Annotated in this window: 16 protein-coding genes; 6 read left to right on the forward strand and 10 right to left on the reverse strand. The window is 70.9% G+C overall.

What is annotated here, in order from left to right:
* Window positions 1–46 precede the first annotated feature (46 nt).
* A complete protein-coding gene (locus tag CcI49_RS34125; RefSeq protein ID WP_241840395.1) occupies window positions 47–991 on the forward strand; it encodes an alpha/beta hydrolase in 945 nt (314 codons plus the stop codon).
* 91 nt (window positions 992–1,082) lie between these two features.
* On the opposite strand, the gene CcI49_RS34130 is transcribed toward CcI49_RS34125, so the two are convergent.
* From CcI49_RS34130 to CcI49_RS34155, 6 genes are all read right to left on the reverse strand, one after another.
* Window positions 1,083–2,273, reverse strand: a complete 1,191-nt coding sequence (locus CcI49_RS34130; RefSeq protein ID WP_076833518.1) for an amidohydrolase family protein — start codon at window positions 2,271–2,273, stop codon at window positions 1,083–1,085.
* 131 nt (window positions 2,274–2,404) lie between these two features.
* Window positions 2,405–3,202, reverse strand: coding sequence for a coniferyl-alcohol dehydrogenase (locus CcI49_RS34135; RefSeq protein ID WP_083749882.1), 798 nt, complete (start codon window positions 3,200–3,202; stop codon window positions 2,405–2,407).
* Between the two features lie 23 nt (window positions 3,203–3,225).
* A complete protein-coding gene (locus CcI49_RS34140; protein WP_076833520.1) occupies window positions 3,226–4,428 on the reverse strand; it encodes a phosphotransferase in 1,203 nt (400 codons plus the stop codon).
* A complete protein-coding gene (locus tag CcI49_RS34145; protein ID WP_076833522.1) occupies window positions 4,425–5,537 on the reverse strand; it encodes a TIGR03857 family LLM class F420-dependent oxidoreductase in 1,113 nt (370 codons plus the stop codon). Before CcI49_RS34145 ends, CcI49_RS34140 begins: the two co-directional genes overlap by 4 nt.
* A gap of 1 nt (window position 5,538) precedes the next feature.
* Entirely contained in the window at window positions 5,539–6,996 is a 1,458-nt protein-coding gene (locus CcI49_RS34150; protein ID WP_076833524.1) for an aldehyde dehydrogenase, read from the reverse strand.
* Complete coding sequence (locus tag CcI49_RS34155) at window positions 6,983–8,698, reverse strand: acyl-CoA synthetase (protein ID WP_076833526.1); 1,716 nt, start codon at window positions 8,696–8,698, stop codon at window positions 6,983–6,985. Before CcI49_RS34155 ends, CcI49_RS34150 begins: the two co-directional genes overlap by 14 nt.
* 413 nt (window positions 8,699–9,111) lie before the next feature.
* Between CcI49_RS34155 and CcI49_RS34160 the strand changes: the two genes are divergently transcribed.
* From CcI49_RS34160 to CcI49_RS34170, 3 genes are all read left to right on the forward strand, one after another.
* Window positions 9,112–10,065, forward strand: a complete 954-nt coding sequence (locus CcI49_RS34160) for an amidohydrolase family protein (RefSeq protein WP_347280163.1) — start codon at window positions 9,112–9,114, stop codon at window positions 10,063–10,065.
* Window positions 10,062–11,249, forward strand: a complete 1,188-nt coding sequence (locus CcI49_RS34165) for an acyl-CoA dehydrogenase family protein (RefSeq protein WP_076833528.1) — start codon at window positions 10,062–10,064, stop codon at window positions 11,247–11,249. Before CcI49_RS34160 ends, CcI49_RS34165 begins: the two co-directional genes overlap by 4 nt.
* A gap of 62 nt (window positions 11,250–11,311) precedes the next feature.
* Complete coding sequence (locus tag CcI49_RS34170; protein WP_076833530.1) at window positions 11,312–12,514, forward strand: acyl-CoA dehydrogenase family protein; 1,203 nt, start codon at window positions 11,312–11,314, stop codon at window positions 12,512–12,514.
* 306 nt (window positions 12,515–12,820) lie between these two features.
* Here the strand turns inward: CcI49_RS34170 and CcI49_RS34180 are convergent, their stop codons facing one another.
* Complete coding sequence (locus tag CcI49_RS34180; RefSeq protein ID WP_076833624.1) at window positions 12,821–13,492, reverse strand: TetR/AcrR family transcriptional regulator; 672 nt, start codon at window positions 13,490–13,492, stop codon at window positions 12,821–12,823.
* A gap of 76 nt (window positions 13,493–13,568) precedes the next feature.
* Between CcI49_RS34180 and CcI49_RS34185 the strand changes: the two genes are divergently transcribed.
* On the forward strand, window positions 13,569–13,988 hold the full coding sequence (locus CcI49_RS34185) for a VOC family protein (RefSeq protein ID WP_076833532.1): 420 nt from the start codon (window positions 13,569–13,571) through the stop codon (window positions 13,986–13,988).
* Between the two features lie 151 nt (window positions 13,989–14,139).
* Window positions 14,140–15,360, forward strand: coding sequence for a hypothetical protein (locus tag CcI49_RS34190; protein WP_076833535.1), 1,221 nt, complete (start codon window positions 14,140–14,142; stop codon window positions 15,358–15,360).
* Between the two features lie 98 nt (window positions 15,361–15,458).
* Here the strand turns inward: CcI49_RS34190 and CcI49_RS34195 are convergent, their stop codons facing one another.
* The 3 genes from CcI49_RS34195 to CcI49_RS34205 form a co-directional block, all read right to left on the reverse strand.
* Entirely contained in the window at window positions 15,459–17,036 is a 1,578-nt protein-coding gene (locus CcI49_RS34195; protein ID WP_076833626.1) for an ATP-binding protein, read from the reverse strand.
* Between the two features lie 175 nt (window positions 17,037–17,211).
* Window positions 17,212–17,844 (reverse strand): Uma2 family endonuclease, encoded by a 633-nt coding sequence (locus tag CcI49_RS34200; protein WP_076833628.1) that lies wholly within the window; start codon window positions 17,842–17,844, stop codon window positions 17,212–17,214.
* Window positions 17,845–17,931: 87 nt separating this feature from the next.
* On the reverse strand, window positions 17,932–19,236 hold the full coding sequence (locus CcI49_RS34205; protein WP_076833537.1) for a hypothetical protein: 1,305 nt from the start codon (window positions 19,234–19,236) through the stop codon (window positions 17,932–17,934).
* Window positions 19,237–19,313 lie beyond the last annotated feature (77 nt).

Raw genomic sequence — 19,313 nt, forward strand, 5'->3', positions numbered from 1 at the left:
GGCCGATCGACAATTGATCGGTTCTGGCTGGTACGAGAGACGCACGATGGGGAGCGCAGTGGGCCGGGTCGAGACCGAGGCTGCCGCCAGGCCGGCGGCGCTGGCCGCGTTGGAGACATCCGCGCAGGGACCGCGGATGTCCGACTTCGCGCTGCCGGACACAGTGCTGGTCGACGGCACGCCGATCCGCTACGCGGTGTCCGGGACGGGAAGCCGCGATCTGGTGCTGGTGCATGGCTACCGGGCGCACCACGGGTGGTGGTACCGGATGCTGCCGGCGTTGGAGGAACGCTGGCGGGTGATCCGGTTCGACCTCAGCGGTCATGGCGACAGCGGGCACCGCGACCGCTACGGCGTCGACGTCTGGACCGCCGACCTGATCGCGGTGCTCGACGCGGTCGGCTCCCGGCAGGCGCTGCTGGTCGGGCACAGCATGGGCGGCCGGATCGCCGCGGTCGCCGGGGCCGATCATCCGGATCGGTTCGGCGGGATCGTCATGTTCGATTCCATGCTCCGGCCGGCCGGCTCGCCGCCGCCTCGGATGGCGTCGCTTCCGCCGGGGCGCGAGATCCGCTATCCCACCCGGGACGTCGCCGCGGCGCGATTCCGGCTGCGCCCGCCGCAGCCGGAGCCCTCCGCCGAGGTGGTCCGCCCGGTCGCCGAGTACGCGGTGCGCCCGAGCACGGCCGCCCAGGGCTGGACCTGGAAGTTCGATCAGCGCGGGCTGCCGCTGATCGACAACGACCGGGTTACGGAGAGCCTGGCGCGGCTGCGGAATCCGGTGTGGTTCGTCCGCGCCGGGCACAGCCTCATCGTCAGCGACGAGGTCGCCGCGTACGCCCGTGCCGCGTTGCCGGCCGGAACGACGTTCGTGACGGTGCCCGACGCACACCATCATCTCGTCCTCGACGCCACGGACGAATGTCTGCGCCTGCTGGCGGATCTGCACGCCGACCTGGCCGCCACGGTTCGTCCGCGGTCAACCGGCTGACCGCGGGCTCCCGGGCGGCCCGGCACAGCACCGCCCGGCCTGCCAGTGGCAGGCCGGGCGGACCGCGAAGATGCGAAGGATCAGGCGGAGATCAGTCGAGCTTGATTCCGGTGACCGCCAGCGCGTTGTCACGGGCGACCAGCCGGACGTCCGCCTCGCTGAGGCCGGAGAGGGACTCGTCCAGGAAGTCCACAGGCTGACGCACGCCCTCGGCGTGCGGCCAGTCCGAGCCGAGCAGCAGGCGGTCGACCCGGACGTCCTTGACGAGCGTGTCGATGTCGTCCTCCCAGAAGGGGGTGATCCAGACATGCTCGCCGAACACCTCCCGCGGGGAGTCGCGGAAGTAGCCGGGGTTGCGGTTGGCGGCGTCGTCGAGGCGGTGCAGCAGCTCCGGCACCCAGGAGGCGCCGTTCTCCACGCTGGCGAAGCGCAGCGCCGGGAACCGGTCGAAGATCCGGTGGCAGACCGCGGCGGCGTAGAAGTCGCTGACCGCGCGGCTCTTCGTGACGATGCCGCGCAGCGGCGAGCGGAACAGCGAGGTCTCCTCGCCGCCCGGCTCCCACATCTGCACGAGGGCGTCGTATCCGTCCAGGCCGGCGTGCGTGGCCACCGCGACACCGGCTTCGGCGGCCAGGCCCCAGAACGGGTCGTAGACCGGGTCGAACGGCGAGCGGTAGCCGCCGGCCACCGGCACCGGCGCGTTGCGCACGTTCACGACGAGGGCACCGCCGTCGATGAGGCGGCGCAGCTCCTCGGCGGCGAACACCGGGTCGAGCAGCGGGATGTAGGGCACCGCGAACAGGCGGTTCTCGTAGCGGAAGCCCCAGTCGTCGTCGAGCCACCGGTTGAATGCCTGGAACACCTTGCCGGCGGCGTCGGTGTCGCGCTTGAGCGCGTCCTCGAGGCCGACACCGAGGGTCGGGAACACCAGCATGGCGGCGAGGCCCTGCTCGTCCATCACCCGCAGCCGGGCCGCGCGGTCCTGGTACTCGGCGGGCAGCGGCTCCAGCTCACCGAACGCGTCCTTGATCTGCTGCTGGCGCGGGTTGCCCCGGTACCAGTCGTACAGCGCGCCAGGCTTCGCGACGGGGTTGAACGTCGGGTTGGCGATGTAGGAGTTGAGGGTGCCGCCCACGAGCAGGCGCCGCCGGCCGTTCACCTCGGCCCAGCGGACCCCCCGGTTGCGCAGCGAGGGGTCCTGGTATCTCGTGAAGGCATCCTCGGCCTCGTAGTAGTGGTTGTCGAAGTCGAAGATCCATGGCTTGGTCGCCGGGCTGGTCACGATCCACCTCGCTTCCCGATCACTGTCTCAGGTCGATACTTCGACGCCAACCCTTCAAAGTCGACGTCGATGTCAATACTAGGTTACCGGCCGCTTCGGTGCTGGCGCCTCAGGCGGTCTGGCCGGTGACCTCAGTCGGTCTGGCCGGTGATGAGCGCTGCCTGCAGGCCCGCGTCCACCGGGATGTTCACGCCGTTGAGGTAGCCGGCGGCGTCCGAGCCGAGGAAGGCCAGGATCCGCGCGACCTCGGCCGGCGTGGCCGCCCGCCCGTTGCCCTGCCGGACCGACCAGTCGATGAGCTCGTCGGTCATCGTCACCCGGAAGTCGCTCAGCAGCGGCGTGCTGACCGGGCCGGGGCAGGCGCTGTTGATCCGCGTCCGCGCCCAGCTGGCCCCGCGCGCCGCGTAGTGCGTGTAGAGCTGGGTGCACTCCTTGGACAGCGCGTACGGGTCGGCGGCCAGGTCGGGATGGGCGTCGAGCCAGGTCAGGGCCTCGTCCCAGTCGTCGATCGCCAGCAGCTTGAGCAGCTCGTCCTTGTGCGCCTGCCAGCCGATGCCGGCCATGGACGAGGTGATGACGACGGCCGCGCCCGCCGGCATCTGCGCCGCCAGCTCCTGGGTCAGCCGCCGGACCGCCAGGTAGTTGACGCTGAACACGACCGGCGCCGGCTGCGTACCCGCGACACCGGCGTTGTTGAACAGCACGTGGACGGGGCCCTCGATCGCGGCCACGGCCGCGTCGACGCCGGACTGGGACGACAGGTCCGCCTCGATGAAATGGTCGACCTTGGCGTCCGGAGGATTGCGGTCGATCACGGTGATGTCGGCGGCGCCGAGATCCTGGAGCAGGTCGAGCAGGGCCGCGCCGATGCCGGAGGCACCGCCGGTGACGACCACCCGCCGCCCGCGGTAGCCGAACGGAATTTCCACGTGAACCTCCGGTGCGGAAGGCCTTATGCCGAGGCCGAGAGCAGGTCGAGGACACCCAGGTCGCGAATCGCACGGGCCGCGTTGGTGGCCATCGACAGGAACATCCGATCGGAGCTGTCCGTGCGCGGAGCACTCGCGTACACGCAGCCGATCATCGTGATCAGCGGGCCCTGCAGCATTCCGCGACGGTAGTCCTCGAAACAGTCCGCGCCCGAGTAGCCGGTCACGCCGTACTCGACGAGCTGGTCGTGATACGCGGCGACCAGCTCCACCTCCTGGGCCCGCCGCTGCGCCGGCGCGAGCGCGGTGGACAGGAAGTAGGCGAGGTCCCGCCCCGGAAAACCGATCTCCAGCGTCTGCCAGTCGACGGCCTGGACGTCCGAGTCGCCGGTGAACAGGAGATTGTCGAGCCGGTAGTCCCCGTGGATCAGGGAATGGCGGGTGGCCGTGTGCCGGCCCCAGCCGCTGACGAGAGCCGCCGCGCGCAGCAGCGTCTCGGCGTCCTCCGGCTCAAGCTGCTCCCGGTACCGCTCGGTGAACTCCGCGGCCGCCGCCGTCACGACCTTGCCGAGGTAGGCCATGCCGCGTTCGTCCGCGCGGACCGGCCAGGCCGTGTCCCTCCCGAGCGGGGCGTCCTTCCCGAAGCCCTCCTCCCCGCCCAGGTTCTCGGCGTTCCAGAACGGGGCGTGCAGGCCCGCGAGGTTGCGCACGGCGATCGTCGCCCGCGCCGGCGAGCAGCCGTCGAGCTGGCTGCCGGCCTCGGCCGGACAGGCGTCGTCGAGCACCAGGGTGAACCGCAGCAGGTCGTCGCTGACCGCGGCGTACCAGCAGCGGGGCGTCCGGATCGCCGCCCGGTGCGCGAAGTAGGCGTAGAAACCGACCTCGTTGCGGTAGGCGGATCGCAGCCGCCGACGGACGTCCGGCGCACCGGCGGCCATCTTGACCACCAGGCTGGCCGGCGCCCCACGTCCGTCCGCCCCACGTCCGTCGAGGTGGAAGCGGTAGCTCACGGCCGTCTGGCCGGTGCCGACCGGCTCGAACCGCACCCCGGTCACCTCGGCGTCGAGACCGCCCGCCCGCAGGACGTCGGTCATCYAGGCCGGAGTGATCTCGGCCGGGTCGTCGACGATCCCGGGGCTGCCACCCAGGACCGCCGCGTGCCCGGACGCGGCTGCGGGTGCGGCTGGTGCGGCTGGTGCGGCTGGTGCGCGAACGTCTCCGGTCATGCGACCCGCCCGGGGTTCGCCGGCAGGTCACGGACGGCCGGTGGACGGATCCCGCGGTACGCGTCCACCACCGAGGTGAGCTCCGTCGGCGTCGCGCCGTGCATGATCACGCCCGTCACACCCAGGTCGAACTGGCGGGCGACGGCGTCGGCGCACTGCCACGGGCTGCCGGTCGCGCTGGTCGCGATCCACTCCGCCGGGATCAGCGTGGCGAGATGCTCGAGCTCGGCGGTGGTCGCCTTCGCGTCGAAGGCGCCCTTGAATCCGCGGACGAACGTGTCGGCCCGGAAACGCTCCAGCACCGCCGGGTCCCAGTCGTTGACCCGCACCATCAGGTCGCCGTAGCCCTGCAGGTAGGAGGCGAGCCGACCGATGGTCTTGAGCAGCCGCCGGTCCTCGGGGATCTCGTCGGAGACGGTGGCGAGCACCGACCACACCCGCACCTCGGCCGGGTCCCGCCCCACCGATTTCGCTCCCCGCGCGACGGCGGCGAGCGCCTCGGTGACGGCGGCGTCCGAGTAGAAGGTGTGCAGCACGACCGCGTCGAGGCAGCGGCCGGCGAGCTCCAGGGTGCGGGTGCCGAGCGCGGCGATGAGGATCGGGATGTCCTCGTCGAAGTCCCGGTCCTGGTGCAGATAGGGGAACTTGCCGGCCGGGCCGTCGTGGCCGAGCACCATCTCGCCCTTCCACAGCCGGCGCAGCAGCGCGACGACGTCCTCGATCTGCGCGCCGGTGATCGGCGCCAGGCCGAGCGCCTTGAACAGGCCGTCGAAGCCGCGGCCGAGGCCGAGCGCGAACCGGCCGCCGGTCAGCCGGTGCATCGTGGTCGCCATCGTCGCGGTGACGATCGGGTGGCGGGTGTTGTGGTTCGTCGCGGCGGTCGCGATGCCGATCGTGTCGCTGACCGCTCCGGCGGCGCCGGACAGGGTGGCCGCGTCCTTGGTGGAGAACCGTTCCGAGATGAACGCGGCGCCCAGGCCCAGCTCCTCGGCCTGGCGCACCTCGCCGACCAGGTCGCGCGGGCTCCCGCTGTGCCCGGCCAGGGTGTAGAAGCCGAGCTCGGTGAGCTGGCCCGTGGTCGCCGTCGTTTCGGTGGTCTGCGTTGTCATCTCACGCTCCTGGCGCGGTGGAACCGGCCGGCAGGTTGACGGTCTGGTAGGTCAGGTAGGCCGCGAGTGCCTCCGGGCCCAGCTCACGGCCGATCCCGGAATCCTTGACCCCACCGAACGGCGCGACGTTGTCGAGCATGAACATGTTGACGCCGAGCACGCCGACGTCGATCCGGTCGGCCAGGGCGTAGCCCGCCTCGACGTCGGACGTCCAGATCGTGCCGCCCAGCCCGTAGCGGGTGCCGTTGGCGATCGCGACCGCGTCGTCCACCGTGTCGTAGGGGATGACGGTCAGCACCGGGCCGAAGATCTCCTCCTGGGCGATCCGCATCGCCGGGTCGACGTCGGTGAAGACGGTCGGTTCGACGAAGAAGCCGCGCGCCTGCCCGGCAGGCCGGCCGCCGCCGAGGGCCAGCGTGGCGCCCTCGTCCCGGCCGATCCCGATGTACTCCTCGACCCGGTCCCGCTGCCGGGCGCTGGCCAGCGGCCCGAGCCCGGTGGCCTCGTCCAGCGGATCACCGACCTTCAGCGCGCCGACCGCCGCGAGCAGGCCCTCGACCAGCTCGGCGTGGCGGTCACGGGGTGCCAGGATGCGGGTCTGCGCGACGCAGGCCTGCCCGTTGAGCATGAATCCGTACTGCAGGATCCCGGGCAGCGCACGGCCGAGGTCCGCGTCCGGGAGCACGAGTGCCGCGCCCTTGCCGCCGAGCTCCAGGCTCACCGGGCGCAGCAGCTCCCCGCACAGCGAGGCGATGCGCCGGCCGGCCGCGGTGCTGCCGGTGAACGAGATCTTGTCGACGCCCGGGTGGGTCACCAGGTACTCGCTGACGTCCCGGTCGGCCGGGACGACGTTGAGCACACCGGGTGGCAGGTCGGCGTCCGCAGCGGCGTCGGCGAGGATCTGCAGGGACAGCGGGGCGTCCGGCGCCGGCTTGAGCACGACGGTGCAGCCGGCGAGCAGCGCCGGGCCCAGCTTGAGCGCGCTCAGGTAAAGCGGCACGTTCCAGGCCACGATCGCGCCCACGACCCCCACCGGGCGCCGCCGGACGACGGTCGGCCCGAGCATTCCCGCCCTGGTCTCGGTGAAGGCGATCTCGGGGGCGAGGCCCGCGTAGTAGTCCAGCGTCATCGTCGCCATCAGCACCTGCGCCAGCCGGGCGGCGGCGACGGGGGTGCCGTTCTCCTGGCTGATCGTGACGGCGAGTTCCTCGGAGCGCGCCTGCAGCGCCTTCGACAGCCGGCCCAGTGCCGCGCCGCGCTCGGACGGGTCCAGCCGGGGCCACGGCCCGGAGTCGAAGGCGGCGCGGGCGGCGGCGACGGCCCGGTCGATGTCCGCGCGCTGCCCCACCGGCACCGAGCCGATGACCTCCTCGCTGCCGGCGGAGATCACCTCGAACACCTCGGTGCCGGCCGGGGCGGTCCAGCGCCCGTCGATGTAGAGCTCGTTACGCACGCTCACCGCTCTCCTCCACTTCGTGGTCTTCTTTGACGTCTTCGGTCGGCGCCGGCGCCGGCGACCCGGCCTGCGCGGCCGGTGGCACCGCGCCCGGTGGCACCGCGGCCGGTGGCACCGCGGCCAGGCGGTCGAGGTACTGCTGGCGGAGCGGGACCTTGTAGAGCTTTCCGGTCGGCAGCCGCGGCAGCTCCGCCGCGAAGTCGACGACCCGCGGCACCTTCGGCCCGGCGAGGTGCGCCCGGACATGGGCGCGCAGCCGTTCGGCCAGCTCCGGTGTCGGCTCCGCCCCCGCGACGGGCTGGACGACCGCCTGCACGTACTCGCCCATCTCCGGATCGGGCAACCCGAAGACGGCCACGTCCTCGACGTCCGGGTGGATCGTGAGGCAGGCCTCGATCTCCGCCGGGTAGATGTTCACCCCGCCCGAGATGATGGTGAACGCGCTGCGGTCGGTGAGGTAGAGGTATCCGTCCTCGTCGACGTAGCCCATGTCCCCCAGCGACAGCCAGTTGGCGTGCTCGGGGTGGCGGGCCGACAGCGTCTTCTCCGCGTCGTTGTGGTACTCGAACACGGTGTCCTCGCGTTCGAAGTAGATCGAGCCCGTCTCACCGGCGGGCAGCTCGGCACCGTCCGGGCCGCAGACGCGGATCCTGCCCAGTGACGCCCGGCCGACCGACCCGGGGCGTTCGAGCCACTCCGCCGACGAGATCACCGTCATGCCGGCGCCCTCGGTGCCGGAGTAGTACTCGGTCACGATCGGGCCGAACCAGTCGATGATCTGCCGCTTCACCGGCACCGGGCACGGCGCTCCGGCGTGCAGGACCCGCTGCAGGCTGGACAGGTCGTATCGCCGGCGGATCTCCTCCGGGAGCTTCAGCAGCCGGACGAACATCGTCGGCACCGCCTGCAGGTGGGTGACCCGCTCCCGCTCGATCACCTCGAGCATCTCCCGGGCGTCGAACTTCTCCATGATCACCACGGTGGCGCCCAGCTCGTGTGCTCCGCGCACCCAGCCGAGCGGGGCCGCGTGGTAGAGCGGCGCCGGGCACAGATACACCGAGCGCTCGTTCATGCCGGCGAGGCTGCGGCACATCCGTGCGCCCTTCGCCACGATGGGCACGCTGCCGTCCAGCTCCTGCAGCGGCCGTTYGATCCCCTTCGGCCGCCCCGTCGTGCCCGAGGAGTAGAGCATCAGCTCGCCCAGCACCGGCCGCTCCGGGCTCTCGGCGGGCACCGCGGCGATCGCGGCCTCGTAGGCCTCGAACCCGTCGGCGCCGCCGCCGTCGGCGCCCTCCCGGACGCCGTCGATCATCAGACGGACAGCACAGTCCGGCACCTCACGTGCCGCGGGAACCGCGGTCGCGGCGAGCGTCGCCGTCGTCACCAGCGCGCCGGCCCCCGAGTCGCGCAGGATGTAGGCGATCTCCTCAGCGGTGCCGTAGCGGTTGATGGCCGTCAGATACAGGCCCGAGCGCACCGCCGCCCACAGCACCTCCATGAACCGCGGATGGTTCTCCGCCAGCAGCGCGACGACGTCGCCGGCGACCAGCCCTCGGTCACTCAGGAGCCGGGCCAGCCGGGCGGACCGCTCGTTGAGCGCGCCATAGGTGATGACCTGCCGACCGCGGGCCATGACCAGCGCGGGCCGGTCCGGATCGTAGGTCGCGTAGCCGCTGGGATCTGCCACGTAGCCGCTGGGCTGCATATGTCCTCGTGTCCTCCAGCCTCACCGGCGAGGTGCTGGTCCCCCGACCGTGATGGACGTGGACGGCGTGGGAATGGGATGTTCGGTCTCTGGTCGGTGCGTCGGGGCAGGGCCACGAAAGATCGGTCCGCCGTCGCGGGAGCGAGCGTAACGCACCTTGATATCGATGTCGACATCGAGACCGGTTGGCGGCTATCGTGAGCCCGGTCCGGCCCGCACCACAGCCGGCCCGCACCAGATATCCAGACCGCACCACATATCCGGCCCGCATCACATCGCCGCACGACCCCCGACCGCCGCACGACCCGATCGCCACACGAGCCGCACGACCGATCGCCGCACGTCCCGGCATCACGTCGCCGCCGCACGTCCCGGCGTCACGTCACGGCATCACGTCACGGAAGGTGTCCAAGGTGGCTTCCGCGCACCCGTCCCCCGCCGCTCCGGCCACTCACGGCCAGCCCTGGCCGCTCGGCCTCGGCGTGATCGACACGATGGTGGGGCTCCCCCAGGACCCGGCCGCGCTGTACCGGCAGATCCGGTCGGTGCTGCGTGACAAGGAGTCGCGCGAGGACTTCGTGATGCCGGCGTCGTACATGTTCCACGACGTGCCGACCGCCCACGAGGCGCAGGACGCGGACCCGGTGGCCCTCGTGCTCGGCGAGATGGACCGCCACGGCCTCGACGTCGCGCTGATCAGCCTGAGCGCGAACACCGAGGTCGCCCAGCGTGCGCTCACCGAACACCCGGGCCGGTTCGTCGCCTCGTGGACCTGCGACCCGAACCAGGGGATGGCGGGGCTGCGCACCCTCGTCCGCATGCACGAGGAATGGGGTGTCCGCGCCGTCTCGCTGTTCCCGCACGGGGTCTCCCCGCAGGTCGCGATCGACGCGCCGCAGATGTACCCGATCTACGCCAAGTGCGTCGAGCTGGAGATCCCCGTCTTCGTTTCGGTCGGGATCGCCGGCCCCCGGGTCCCGTCCATGGTGCAGCGGGTCGAGCTCATCGACCAGGTGATGTACGACTTCCCCGAGCTCGTCTTCGTCATGCGCCACGGCGCCGAGCCGTGGACGGACCTCGCCGTGAAGCTGATGCTCAAATGGCCGAACCTCTACTACTCGACCAGCGCCTTCTCGCCGCGCTACTACCCGGCGAACATCATCGACTACGCCAACACCCGTGGCGCGGACAAAATCATCTACGGCGGCTACTTCCCGATGGGGCTGAGCCTCGACCGGATCATGACGGAGCTGGCCCAGGTCCCCCTGAAGGCGGAGGTGTGGCCGAAGTTCCTGCGCCACAACGCCGCTCGCGTTCTCGGCCTCGGCGACATCGACCTCGGCGACATCGACAGGAAGACCCCGTGAACCTCGCCTTCTCCGACGAGCAGAACGAGCTGCGCCGGACGGTCCGCGACTTCCTCGACAAGAACTCGCCGGAGACCGAGGTCCGGCGTCTCATGGAGACGGCCGAGGGCTACGACCCGGACGTCTGGCATCAGCTCGCCGCCGAGCTGGGCATCGCGGGGCTGGCGGTGCCGGAGGAGTACGGCGGCGCCGGCTGCGGATTCGTCGAGCTGGGCATCGTCCTGGAGGAGGCGGGGCGCGCGCTGCTGTGCGCGCCCCTGCTGTCGACTGTCGTCCTCGCCGCCTCCACCCTGCTCGAGCTGGGTGACGAGGGCGCCTGCGCCGACTACCTGCCCGGCATCGCCGACGGGACGACGCTGGCCACCCTCGCGCTCACCGAGTCCACCGGCCGCTGGGACGACCCCGACGCCGTCACCTGCACGGCCTCCCCGGACGGAGGCGCGGGAACGGGCGCGGGCTCGGGCGCGGGCGGCTGGACCGTCACGGGCAGCAAGTCGTTCGTGCCCGACGGGCAGACCGCCGCGCTGCTGCTCGTCGTGGCCCGCACCGACGCCGGCCTGAGCGTGTTCGCGGTCGCCGCCGACGCCCCGGGGGTGCGGCGCGAGCCGCGCGCGACCCTCGACCAGACCCGCCGGCAGGCCGACCTCACCTTCACCGCCGCCCCCGCCCGCCTGCTCGGCACCGACGGCACGGCCTGGCCGGCCCTGCAGCGGGTGCTCGACCTCGCCGCGATCGCCGTCGCCACCGAACAGGTCGGCGCCGCGTCGCGGGTGCTGGACATGGCGGTCGACTACGCGAAGACCCGGGTCCAGTTCGGCCGGCCGATCGGCGCGTTCCAGGCCATCAAGCACAAGCTCGCCGACCTGCACCTGGCCGTCGAGTCGGCGCGTTCGGCCGCCTACCACGGAATGTGGGCCGCGGCCGAGAGCCCGCTCGAGCTGCCGGCGGCGGCCAGCCTCGCCAAGGCCTGCTGCGGCGATGCGTTCGTCACCGCCGCCACCGAGAACATCCAGGTGCACGGCGGCATCGGCTTCACCTGGGAGCACCCGGCCCACCTCTACCTGAAGCGGGCCCACAGCTCCCGTCAGCTGTTCGGCAACGCGGCGCAGCACCGCCAGCGCCTCGCCCAGGTACTGCTCGCCGAACTCCCCGAACCGCCCGAACTGCCCGCGCTCCCCGCCTGAGCAGGCCCCCGAACATCTCCCGAACGCCCGTCGTCATGAATCCCAGCGGAGGCGCAGACCCGATGCCGAACCCACCCGCCCCGGTGTCCGACCGGCCCGCCGAGGGGCGGTCGGAGTTCCAGGCCCGTGTCCACGAGTGGTTCGCCGCGAACGCGCCACGCAAGGGCTCACCGGAGGACTTCTCCGCGGTACACATCGTCAGCGCCGCCACCGCCGAGGAATACCGCGCGCAGGAACAGCACGCGATCTCCGTGACCCGCGCGTGGCAGCGCAGGCTCTTCGACGCCGGCCTCGCCGGCCGCTCATGGCGGCCCGAGTACGGCGGGCACGGCGCGCCCGACTGGCAGGACGAGGTCGTCATCGAGGAGCAGGCCCGCTGGGGCGTCTCGACGAAGATGTTCGCCGTCGGCCTGGAGATGGTGCCCGCGGTGCTGTTCGGGCACGGCACGCACGAGCAGCGCGCCACCTTCCTGCCGCCGATCCTGCGCGGCGAGAACAGCTGGTGCCAGCTGCTGTCCGAGCCGGGCGCCGGCTCCGACCTCGCCAACGTGCAGACCCGCGCGACCAAGGTCGACGGCGGCGGCTGGTCCGTCACCGGCCAGAAGGTGTGGACGTCCAACGCCGGGTGCAGCGAGTACGCGCTGCTCATCGCGCGCACCGGCAGCCGGGAGGAGGGCCGTGCGGGCCTGTCCTGCTTCCTGCTGGCCATGGCGCAGCCCGGTGTCGACATCCGCCCGCTGCGGCAGATGTCCGGGGCCTACCACTTCAACGAGGTGTTCCTCGACGACGCCCACGTGCCGGAGAACGGCCTGATCGGCGCCCCCGGCGAAGGCTGGGCGGTGCTGCGCACGATGCTCGCGAGCGAACGCGCCGCGATCGGCGGCGGCACCAGCGCCCGCTCCGCCACCCAGCTCGTCGGCCTGGCCCGCACCCTCGGCTGCGACGGCGACCCGGTCGTGCGGGACCTGCTGGCCCAGGCCGCCATCCGGGAACGCACCCTCGACCTGCTGCGGGCCCGCATCGCCGCCGGGCACACCGTCGCCGCCGCCGGCCCGACCACGAAGCTGCTCTACTCCGAGCACGCCCGCCTCAGCGCCGACGCCGCGACCACCATCCTCGGGATGGCCGCGACCGTCGTCGACGACGAGGTGTCCGCCCCGTGGATCGAACGGCTGCTGTTCGCCCCCGGCCTGCGCCTGGGCGGCGGCACCGACGAGATCCAGCGCAACGCCATCGCCGAACGAGGTCTGGGCCTGCCCCGCTGAGCCTAGGACGACGGCGGTAACCATCCCGGAGCTGGCAGAGCACGCCGATCAGGGGCTGCCCGCGCAGAGCGTCGATCTCATCGAAGAAACCTGTGCGGTCGTACGCCCGCGGGCCAGATCCCTGCCCTCCTCCGCCGAGGCGCCGGCGACCCGCGGCCTCGGCCTCGGCCTCAGTTCAGGTTCACACGTCCTCGCACGGAAGGCGAGCGCGACGCTGACGTCGTGGTCAGGCCGGCGCACGATCTCAACCCGATCGCCGGCGCGGATGCACCCGGCTCGATCACGCGCCTGCTGAACCTCGTCGGTCTATCTCCCACGCGACGCCGGTTGGGCATCCTCCCGCAGGACCGTGGCGGTGAGGGTGTCGACGATCCAGCGTTCCCACCGGTCCGGCGTCCAGCCGCAGTCGGCGAGCAGGTGGAACACCTCGACGCTGTTCAGGGCGAAGAAGATGTCGGTGGCCTCGTCTACGGTCAGTCCTTCGCGTAGGCCCTGCTTGGCGGCGAGCTGTTCGGCGAGGACGCGCATGGCGGTGAGGCGTTGCCGCTGGTTGGCCTCCCACTGATCAGCCATGTCCGGATCGGTGCCGGCGGCGTCGCGGACGATCCGCATGATCGGTGCGATCCGAATGAAGATCGCCCGACTGTTGGCGATCCAGATCGCCAGGGCCCTGCGGGCGTCGGGCTCCTCGCGCATCCGTTCCAGCCAGGGCCGCTCCAGCACCGCGGCGGGCTCGTCGTCGCCGGCCGCGAGGATGTCGACGCCCTCTTTGAGCACGGTGCGTTTGTTGCCGAAGTGGAAGTAGACGGTCTGGACCGCCACACCGGCCTGGGCGGCGATCTCGTCCAACCGGGTGGCCGCGTAGCCCTGCCGCAGGAACAGGTCCAGGCCCGCTTCGACGATCCGTCGCCGGGTGGCGCGGGCCTGCTCCCCACGGCGCGCGCCGCGCTTCGCCACGCTCTTGACATCGTCCGCCACGCGCTGCACTCTACGCTGGACGAAACATTAGAGCTAACTCTAGAGTCCAGTCGCAGACATCTTGGAGGGGACCTGCATGGGTACCGACGTGGGCCAACTACGCGGGTTTCATCACGTGAAACTCCCGGTCGCGGACATTGCGCGCAGCCGCGCCTGGTATCAGCGGGTACTCGGCTTCGAGGTCGCGCTGGAGTTCGTCGAGGACGGCGTACTGATGGGTCTCGCGCTGCGCGACCCCACCGGCACGGTGGAGCTGGCCATCCGGGCCGACGCGACACGGGCCGCCGCGCTCGCCGGGTTCGACCCGATCGCCCTCGGCGTGCCCGACCGGGCCGGCCTGCAGACCTGGGAGCAACGGCTTGACGACCTCGGTGAGCCCCACGGCGGGGTGGTCACCGGCCGCAGCGGATCGGTGCTCGTCGGCCTGCACGACCCCGACGGCATCGAGATCCGCCTCTACGCAGAGCACAACCACGAAGCGGGGAACCCACGATGAGCTCCGCCTCGCACAGCCACGTCCCCAACCCGACAGACACCACACCATAGAAGTCGACTGTTGTTCGAGGTCCCTGCGGCGAGCAGGAACACCGAATCGCCGGGATCCGGATCGCGAAAAGACACTTCAATCCATTTCAGAGGGTGCTGCCATGGTGGACCAGGAACGGTCGATAATGCTGCGACGCACCGAATGGTGGCTGTTTCGTCAGGCGTTACCGAAGTTCATTGCGAAGCAGGGGTTCCGCAGCCATACACTGGCCCGGATGTTCCCCTTCCTGTTCTTTGTCGACGTGGTCGCCGTGGAAGAGCCGTTCGAGGACTTCCTCGGAGCCGACTGGCGCGTCACGCTGGCCGTCTCCGTACTCCTGTCGACCGCGCTGTGGCTGTTCGTGACCCGTATCAGGCGTCGYCCGCCGCCCCCCGTACCGACCTGGCTGGCAGTCATCCTGGTGAGCGCATACTTCCTGGCATCCCCACTGGCGGCCACAGCGTACGTCGTCGCCCGACCCGAGGAGGTCGAGCCCGGCGACCTAACTCTGATCGTGACCTTTGAGCTCGTCGTCCTGACTTTTGCGTTCGGGGTCGCGAACATCGCCACCCGGTACGGGCTGGTGGCGCTGTTCATGCATGCGCTCCGGCACGTGGCCGGCGATCTCCGTAACAGCTTCGGCCTGCTGGGACACGCCCTGCCGGCCGTGCTGTTCCTGACGGCCTTCCTCTTCTTCACCGGCGATATATGGAAGCTGACCCAGAATCTGTCTCGCTGGCGCCTCGGCTTCCTTTTCGTCCTGTTCGCGGCGGTGATCGTACTCGCCATCCGCGCCCGGTTGCGCGAGGAGCTGGACAATCTGGTGACTTCCATGTCCACCCCGGAGCTGGAGCGGGCGTGCCACGGCACACCCCTGGAACCGGTCGCGGCAGAGCTGGCGCCGTTGACGCAGGTGACCCGCCTCAAGCGGGCCGAAGAACGGAACATTCTGCTGGTTCTGGCCTCCCGCCAGCTGATCCGGGCCACCGTGGTCGGCGTGGGTGTGTTTCTGTTCTTCGGGCTTCTCGGTCTGATCACGATCACCAGCAGCACCGCCAAGAGCTGGATCGGTGCGGCGCCCCGGGACCTCCTGCCCGGCATATCGGTGGAGACCGTCAAAGTGTCCGCCCTGCTCGCCGGCTTCAGCGTCATGTACTTCGCGGTCTCGTCGATGACCGACGACGAGTACCGGCAGCGGTATTTCAACTCCGTCCTCAAGGAGATCAGCCGGGTCCTCGCCGTCCGTGCGGTCTACCTGAAGCTGCGGGAGACGACGCCCGGTCCCGCAGCGGATGACGCCGACGCGAGTCGCTCTTCCGACGCCGGAACCGCAGCCGCCTGACGTCCTTCTCGACGGTAGCCAGTTCAGCTCAACGCGATGCGTCCTTCCCCGCCGTCGGCTTCAGGGCACTACCACCGACGGATCACCCCCTCCGCTGGCTACGCGCGGAGGAGGGTGATGGTGCGTCCGACGGGGCTTGTCACGGTGGTGATGAGCGTGCGCTCGACGATGTTGACGGTGTTCGGGCGCTGGTCGAAGACGACGAGAACTCCGGTGGCCAGGCCCAGACGGTCGAGATAACCGTCGAGTTGGCGCAGGCCGGCGCGCAGCGGGTCGGCCCGGCCCTCGCGCCACACCCTGAGCTCGAGAGCTTCCCGCTGGAGGCGGCGGGTACCGTCCTCGGCGGTGTGGGGCCAGCGGATCAGCAGGTCCGTACGCCCGGTGCCGACGCCGTACTCTCGGTCGACGTAGCCACCGCCATTCACGACGCGCTGCAGAAAGCCCATGAGGACCAGTTGGGGCGCAGCCTCGTGGTAGTAGTCGCGAGAGGTGAGGAACTCGCCGTGTTCCATCCAGAACTCGGTGAACTCGCTGAGCATTTTCGGCAGGTCGAACGTGCCGTCGGGGCGCACGAACGACCGCGGGTCGGCGATCACGCTTTCCTGAATGCGGCTGGCCAGGACCCGCACGATCACCTCTCGGTAGATCGGGTTGGCGGCCCGCACCGGCGGATCCTGCGCAATCAGGCCCAGATCGCGCAGGTAGGCGATGTCATCGTCATAGGGTTCGATCGTCAGGACGTCCCCGGCGAGCACCGGGCCCAGGACGCGGCGGACCCGCGGCTCCGCGAGCCTGGCCGCGAGCGAGTCCAGATGCGTGGCACGGGCCAGGATCAACCGTTCCTTGGCCTGCTCCACATGGTCGATGCTTATCGGCTCGGCGGGTGGAACTCCGATCTCTTCGACGATCTCCCGGGCGAGCGCATTGACCAGCCACGGCTGGCCGGCGGTGAGCTCTACCGCTCGGTCGACAGCGGCCGAGGTGAACTCCTGCCCGGTTTCGGCGGTGTGCTGGCCGTAGAGCTCGCGCACCTCGTCCGCCGTGAAATCCCCCAGCCGCAGCGACTTCAGCTTGATGTTGAACGGGCTGGACGTCCCAAGCCGCGAGGGGTCACCACCGGAAGCCGCTTTATAGTCGCGGACGTCGCGCAGACCGCACAGGGCAACCGAGGCGGGAAAGCTGCCAGGGCGACCGCGGTAGCCATCGCGTAGCTGGCTGAGGACGCTGATCAGGGTCTGCCCGCGCAGCGCGTCGATCTCGTCGACGAACAGCACCAGCGGCCGGGGGCAGGCCCGCGCCCATGCGGTCAGGGCCGCTACGAGCAGGGCTCCTTCCGCGGCCTCGGGCCAGGCCGGAGGCCGCAGTGGCAGTGGCAGTACCCGATCGGCCTCCGCCCGGATCCGTTCCAGGACCGCACGGCTCGCCGAACCGATGTCGTCCTCCCACGCCCGCCCGGACTCGCAGGAGAACAGCAGCGCGGCGTACCGGCCGGCGGCGGTCAGCTCACGGGCGAGCGCTTCCATCGTCGTCGTCTTGCCCGTCTGCCGGGGCGCGTGAACGACGAAGTAGCCATCCTGCTCGATGAGACCCAGCGCCTCGGGCAGCCGCGCCGCCGCCGGCACCATGTAGTCGATTCCGGGCCGACACGGACCCGCGGTGTTGAACCGTCGACTCATCGTCACCCCCGACCGCCGCGTCCGACGCCACCCACCTGCCCGGACAACCACCTTACGTAGCCGCCGTCACGGTCCGGCGCCCCGGCCAAGCGGCAGCACCACGAGGTTGGCCGGACAACGCCCGTCTTCGACCCGACGCTCGCATTGACACCGACGACCGAAATGGACTTCACGCTCAGAAGGTCAGGTCGGACCAGGTGATGGTGAGCGGAATGGGATTCGTGACCTCGGGTGGGAGGCCGGCCTCGTCCTTCATGACGGTGCCGAGGTGTTTGTAGGCCATGCTGGCGCGGTCGAGCGCGAAACGCTCGATGCTGGTCACCCCGTCGTTGTCGAGCCGGGTGATCCAGTAGTGCGGAATACCAGCCCGGGCGTACTCGCCCAGCTTGTCGGTGGTGTCCTGGGTCTCCGAGCCGGGCGAGACTATCTCGACGACGAGGAGGGCATGCTCGGCCCGCAGCCGCTCGCCGCGGGAACGGTCCAGGCAACGATAGAGGATGACATCCGGCCGCCGGTTGAGCAGCGGGACGTCCCGAAGCCGCAGGTCAACATCGTTGTTAACCGTCAGGCAGCCGTACCGGCCGGATCGCACCGCATCCCGGGCGTGCCGCTCCAGCAGATTGGCCAGCCTCCGGCCGGCTGTCTGGTGCTCGGGGGTCGGCGCCTCGCAGAAGATGACATAGCCGTCGACGATCTCGATCGCCCGGGCGATCTCCTCGGGCAACGCCTCGTACTCGGCGGCCGTCACTCGGGCGGGCTGCGGGCGCAGGGCACGCAGCCAGCTGTCCTCCGGCAGCGCCGTCGACACGATCGCCTCCTCGGTGGGATGAACCATCGCGGGCCCGACCGTCCCGTTGGCCAGAACCGCCCACGCCCAGCGTAGGTCCCGTCGGGGTCACGGAGCGCAGGCCGACCCGTTCTGGTGGAACTGTGCGAACGGGGCCTCGGCGGCAGCGACGGACCTGGCGGTGAGACGGTCGGAGACGCCCGCCTGTTCGCAGTTCCATCGAATCCAGTCGAGGAAAAGTGCCTTCGCCTCGGCCGTGACCGGATCGACCGTCCAGTCGCCCATCACCTCCCGGAAGTACCGGACCCGGTGCGGCGAAGCGCCGTGCCGGGCTTCCGGCAGGCATCCGTCGAGCCACTCCCCCGCGAGCACGTCGACTGCGTCGGCGTCCGGAGGCTCGCCGTGCCGGGCGGTGTACCAGGTGGTGAACGCCGCGGCGGTCGGCTCCGGATCGGCGTCGCCGTACAGGGACTTCCACGCCGGCAGCGGTGTCCCGCGCCGCTTCCAGTCGTCGGCCACGTCGATGCCGCGGCGCAGTGCCCGAAACCAGTTGTCCAACGCGGAATCCGACTCGTCACCATCGAGGTCCATCTCGTCCTGGTCCGCCTGGACGAGGCACACCAGGTCGTCGGCCGTCGTCACGGGCCACGGCTCGGTGCCGGCGGCAGGCTCACCGGCATACCTCCGCCAGGCAGCGGCGGCCTGCGCGACGTCATCGTGCACGCCCGCATTGGCGATCGTGACCACCCCGCAGGCGTCGATATCGAAGAGGAACACCGACGGGTCCAGCCCGCCCGGGTAGGTGAAGCCGGCGATCACCGCCAGGCGGGTTCCGTAGGCATCCCGCATCTTCCACACCTCGCCGGTCGCGGCGATCTCGAGCAGCGCATCAAGCCAGGACGGCTCCGGCGCCACGGCGATCAGGTGCGGAACCAGGCTCCGGAGCGCGCTCGTCGCGCCGAACGCGAGCGGCGGGACAGCGACCGAGGTGATGCCGTACAGCAGGCGCCACGGCGCTTCCCACCCATCGCCACCAGCCTCCAGCTCACCGCGAGCGCGCTCGGTCAGCGCGGCGATGACCTCCAGCAGCCACCGGTCGAAATCCCCGGCGAGCTCAGCGCGCGCGGCGAGGCGCAGCGGCCGGCCGAGCAGGGTCGACGTCATCTCCTCCAGTGCCCGCGGACCGTCAGCGGACAGCACGACACCGGCCTCGTCGAGGATCTCCTCGATCCCTGGCCAGAACCAGAACGGTTCCTCGCCACGCCGCGTCCGGGACCGCAGATGCGCGAGAACGGTCGGCCAGTCCGGATCGGCGCGCGGGCTCCCAGCCCCCGACCTCTGCCCGGAGCCAGGACGGCCGGCGGGCCGCTTCCTGCTTTTCTTCGGCTTGCGTCCACGCGACACCGGCGACATGTCGACGATCGTATTGACTGCCCGTCCTGGTCCCGGGCGCCCACCGGTGATCCGTCTGTAGCCCGAGGGTGAAGGTG

Origin of the sequence: Frankia sp. CcI49 (assembly GCF_001983215.1) — a bacterium.
Classification (GTDB): domain Bacteria; phylum Actinomycetota; class Actinomycetes; order Frankiales; family Frankiaceae; genus Parafrankia; species Parafrankia irregularis.

Coding starts and splice junctions, on each gene's coding strand:
- CcI49_RS34125 (WP_241840395.1), top strand. CDS start 47: ATGGGGAGCGCAGTGGGCCGGGTCGAGACCGAGGCTGCCGCCAGGCCG.
- CcI49_RS34145 (WP_076833522.1), bottom strand. CDS start 5,537: ATGACAACGCAGACCACCGAAACGACGGCGACCACGGGCCAGCTCACC.
- CcI49_RS34170 (WP_076833530.1), top strand. CDS start 11,312: ATGCCGAACCCACCCGCCCCGGTGTCCGACCGGCCCGCCGAGGGGCGG.
- CcI49_RS34185 (WP_076833532.1), top strand. CDS start 13,569: ATGGGTACCGACGTGGGCCAACTACGCGGGTTTCATCACGTGAAACTC.
- CcI49_RS34195 (WP_076833626.1), bottom strand. CDS start 17,036: ATGAGTCGACGGTTCAACACCGCGGGTCCGTGTCGGCCCGGAATCGAC.
- CcI49_RS34205 (WP_076833537.1), bottom strand. CDS start 19,236: ATGTCGCCGGTGTCGCGTGGACGCAAGCCGAAGAAAAGCAGGAAGCGG.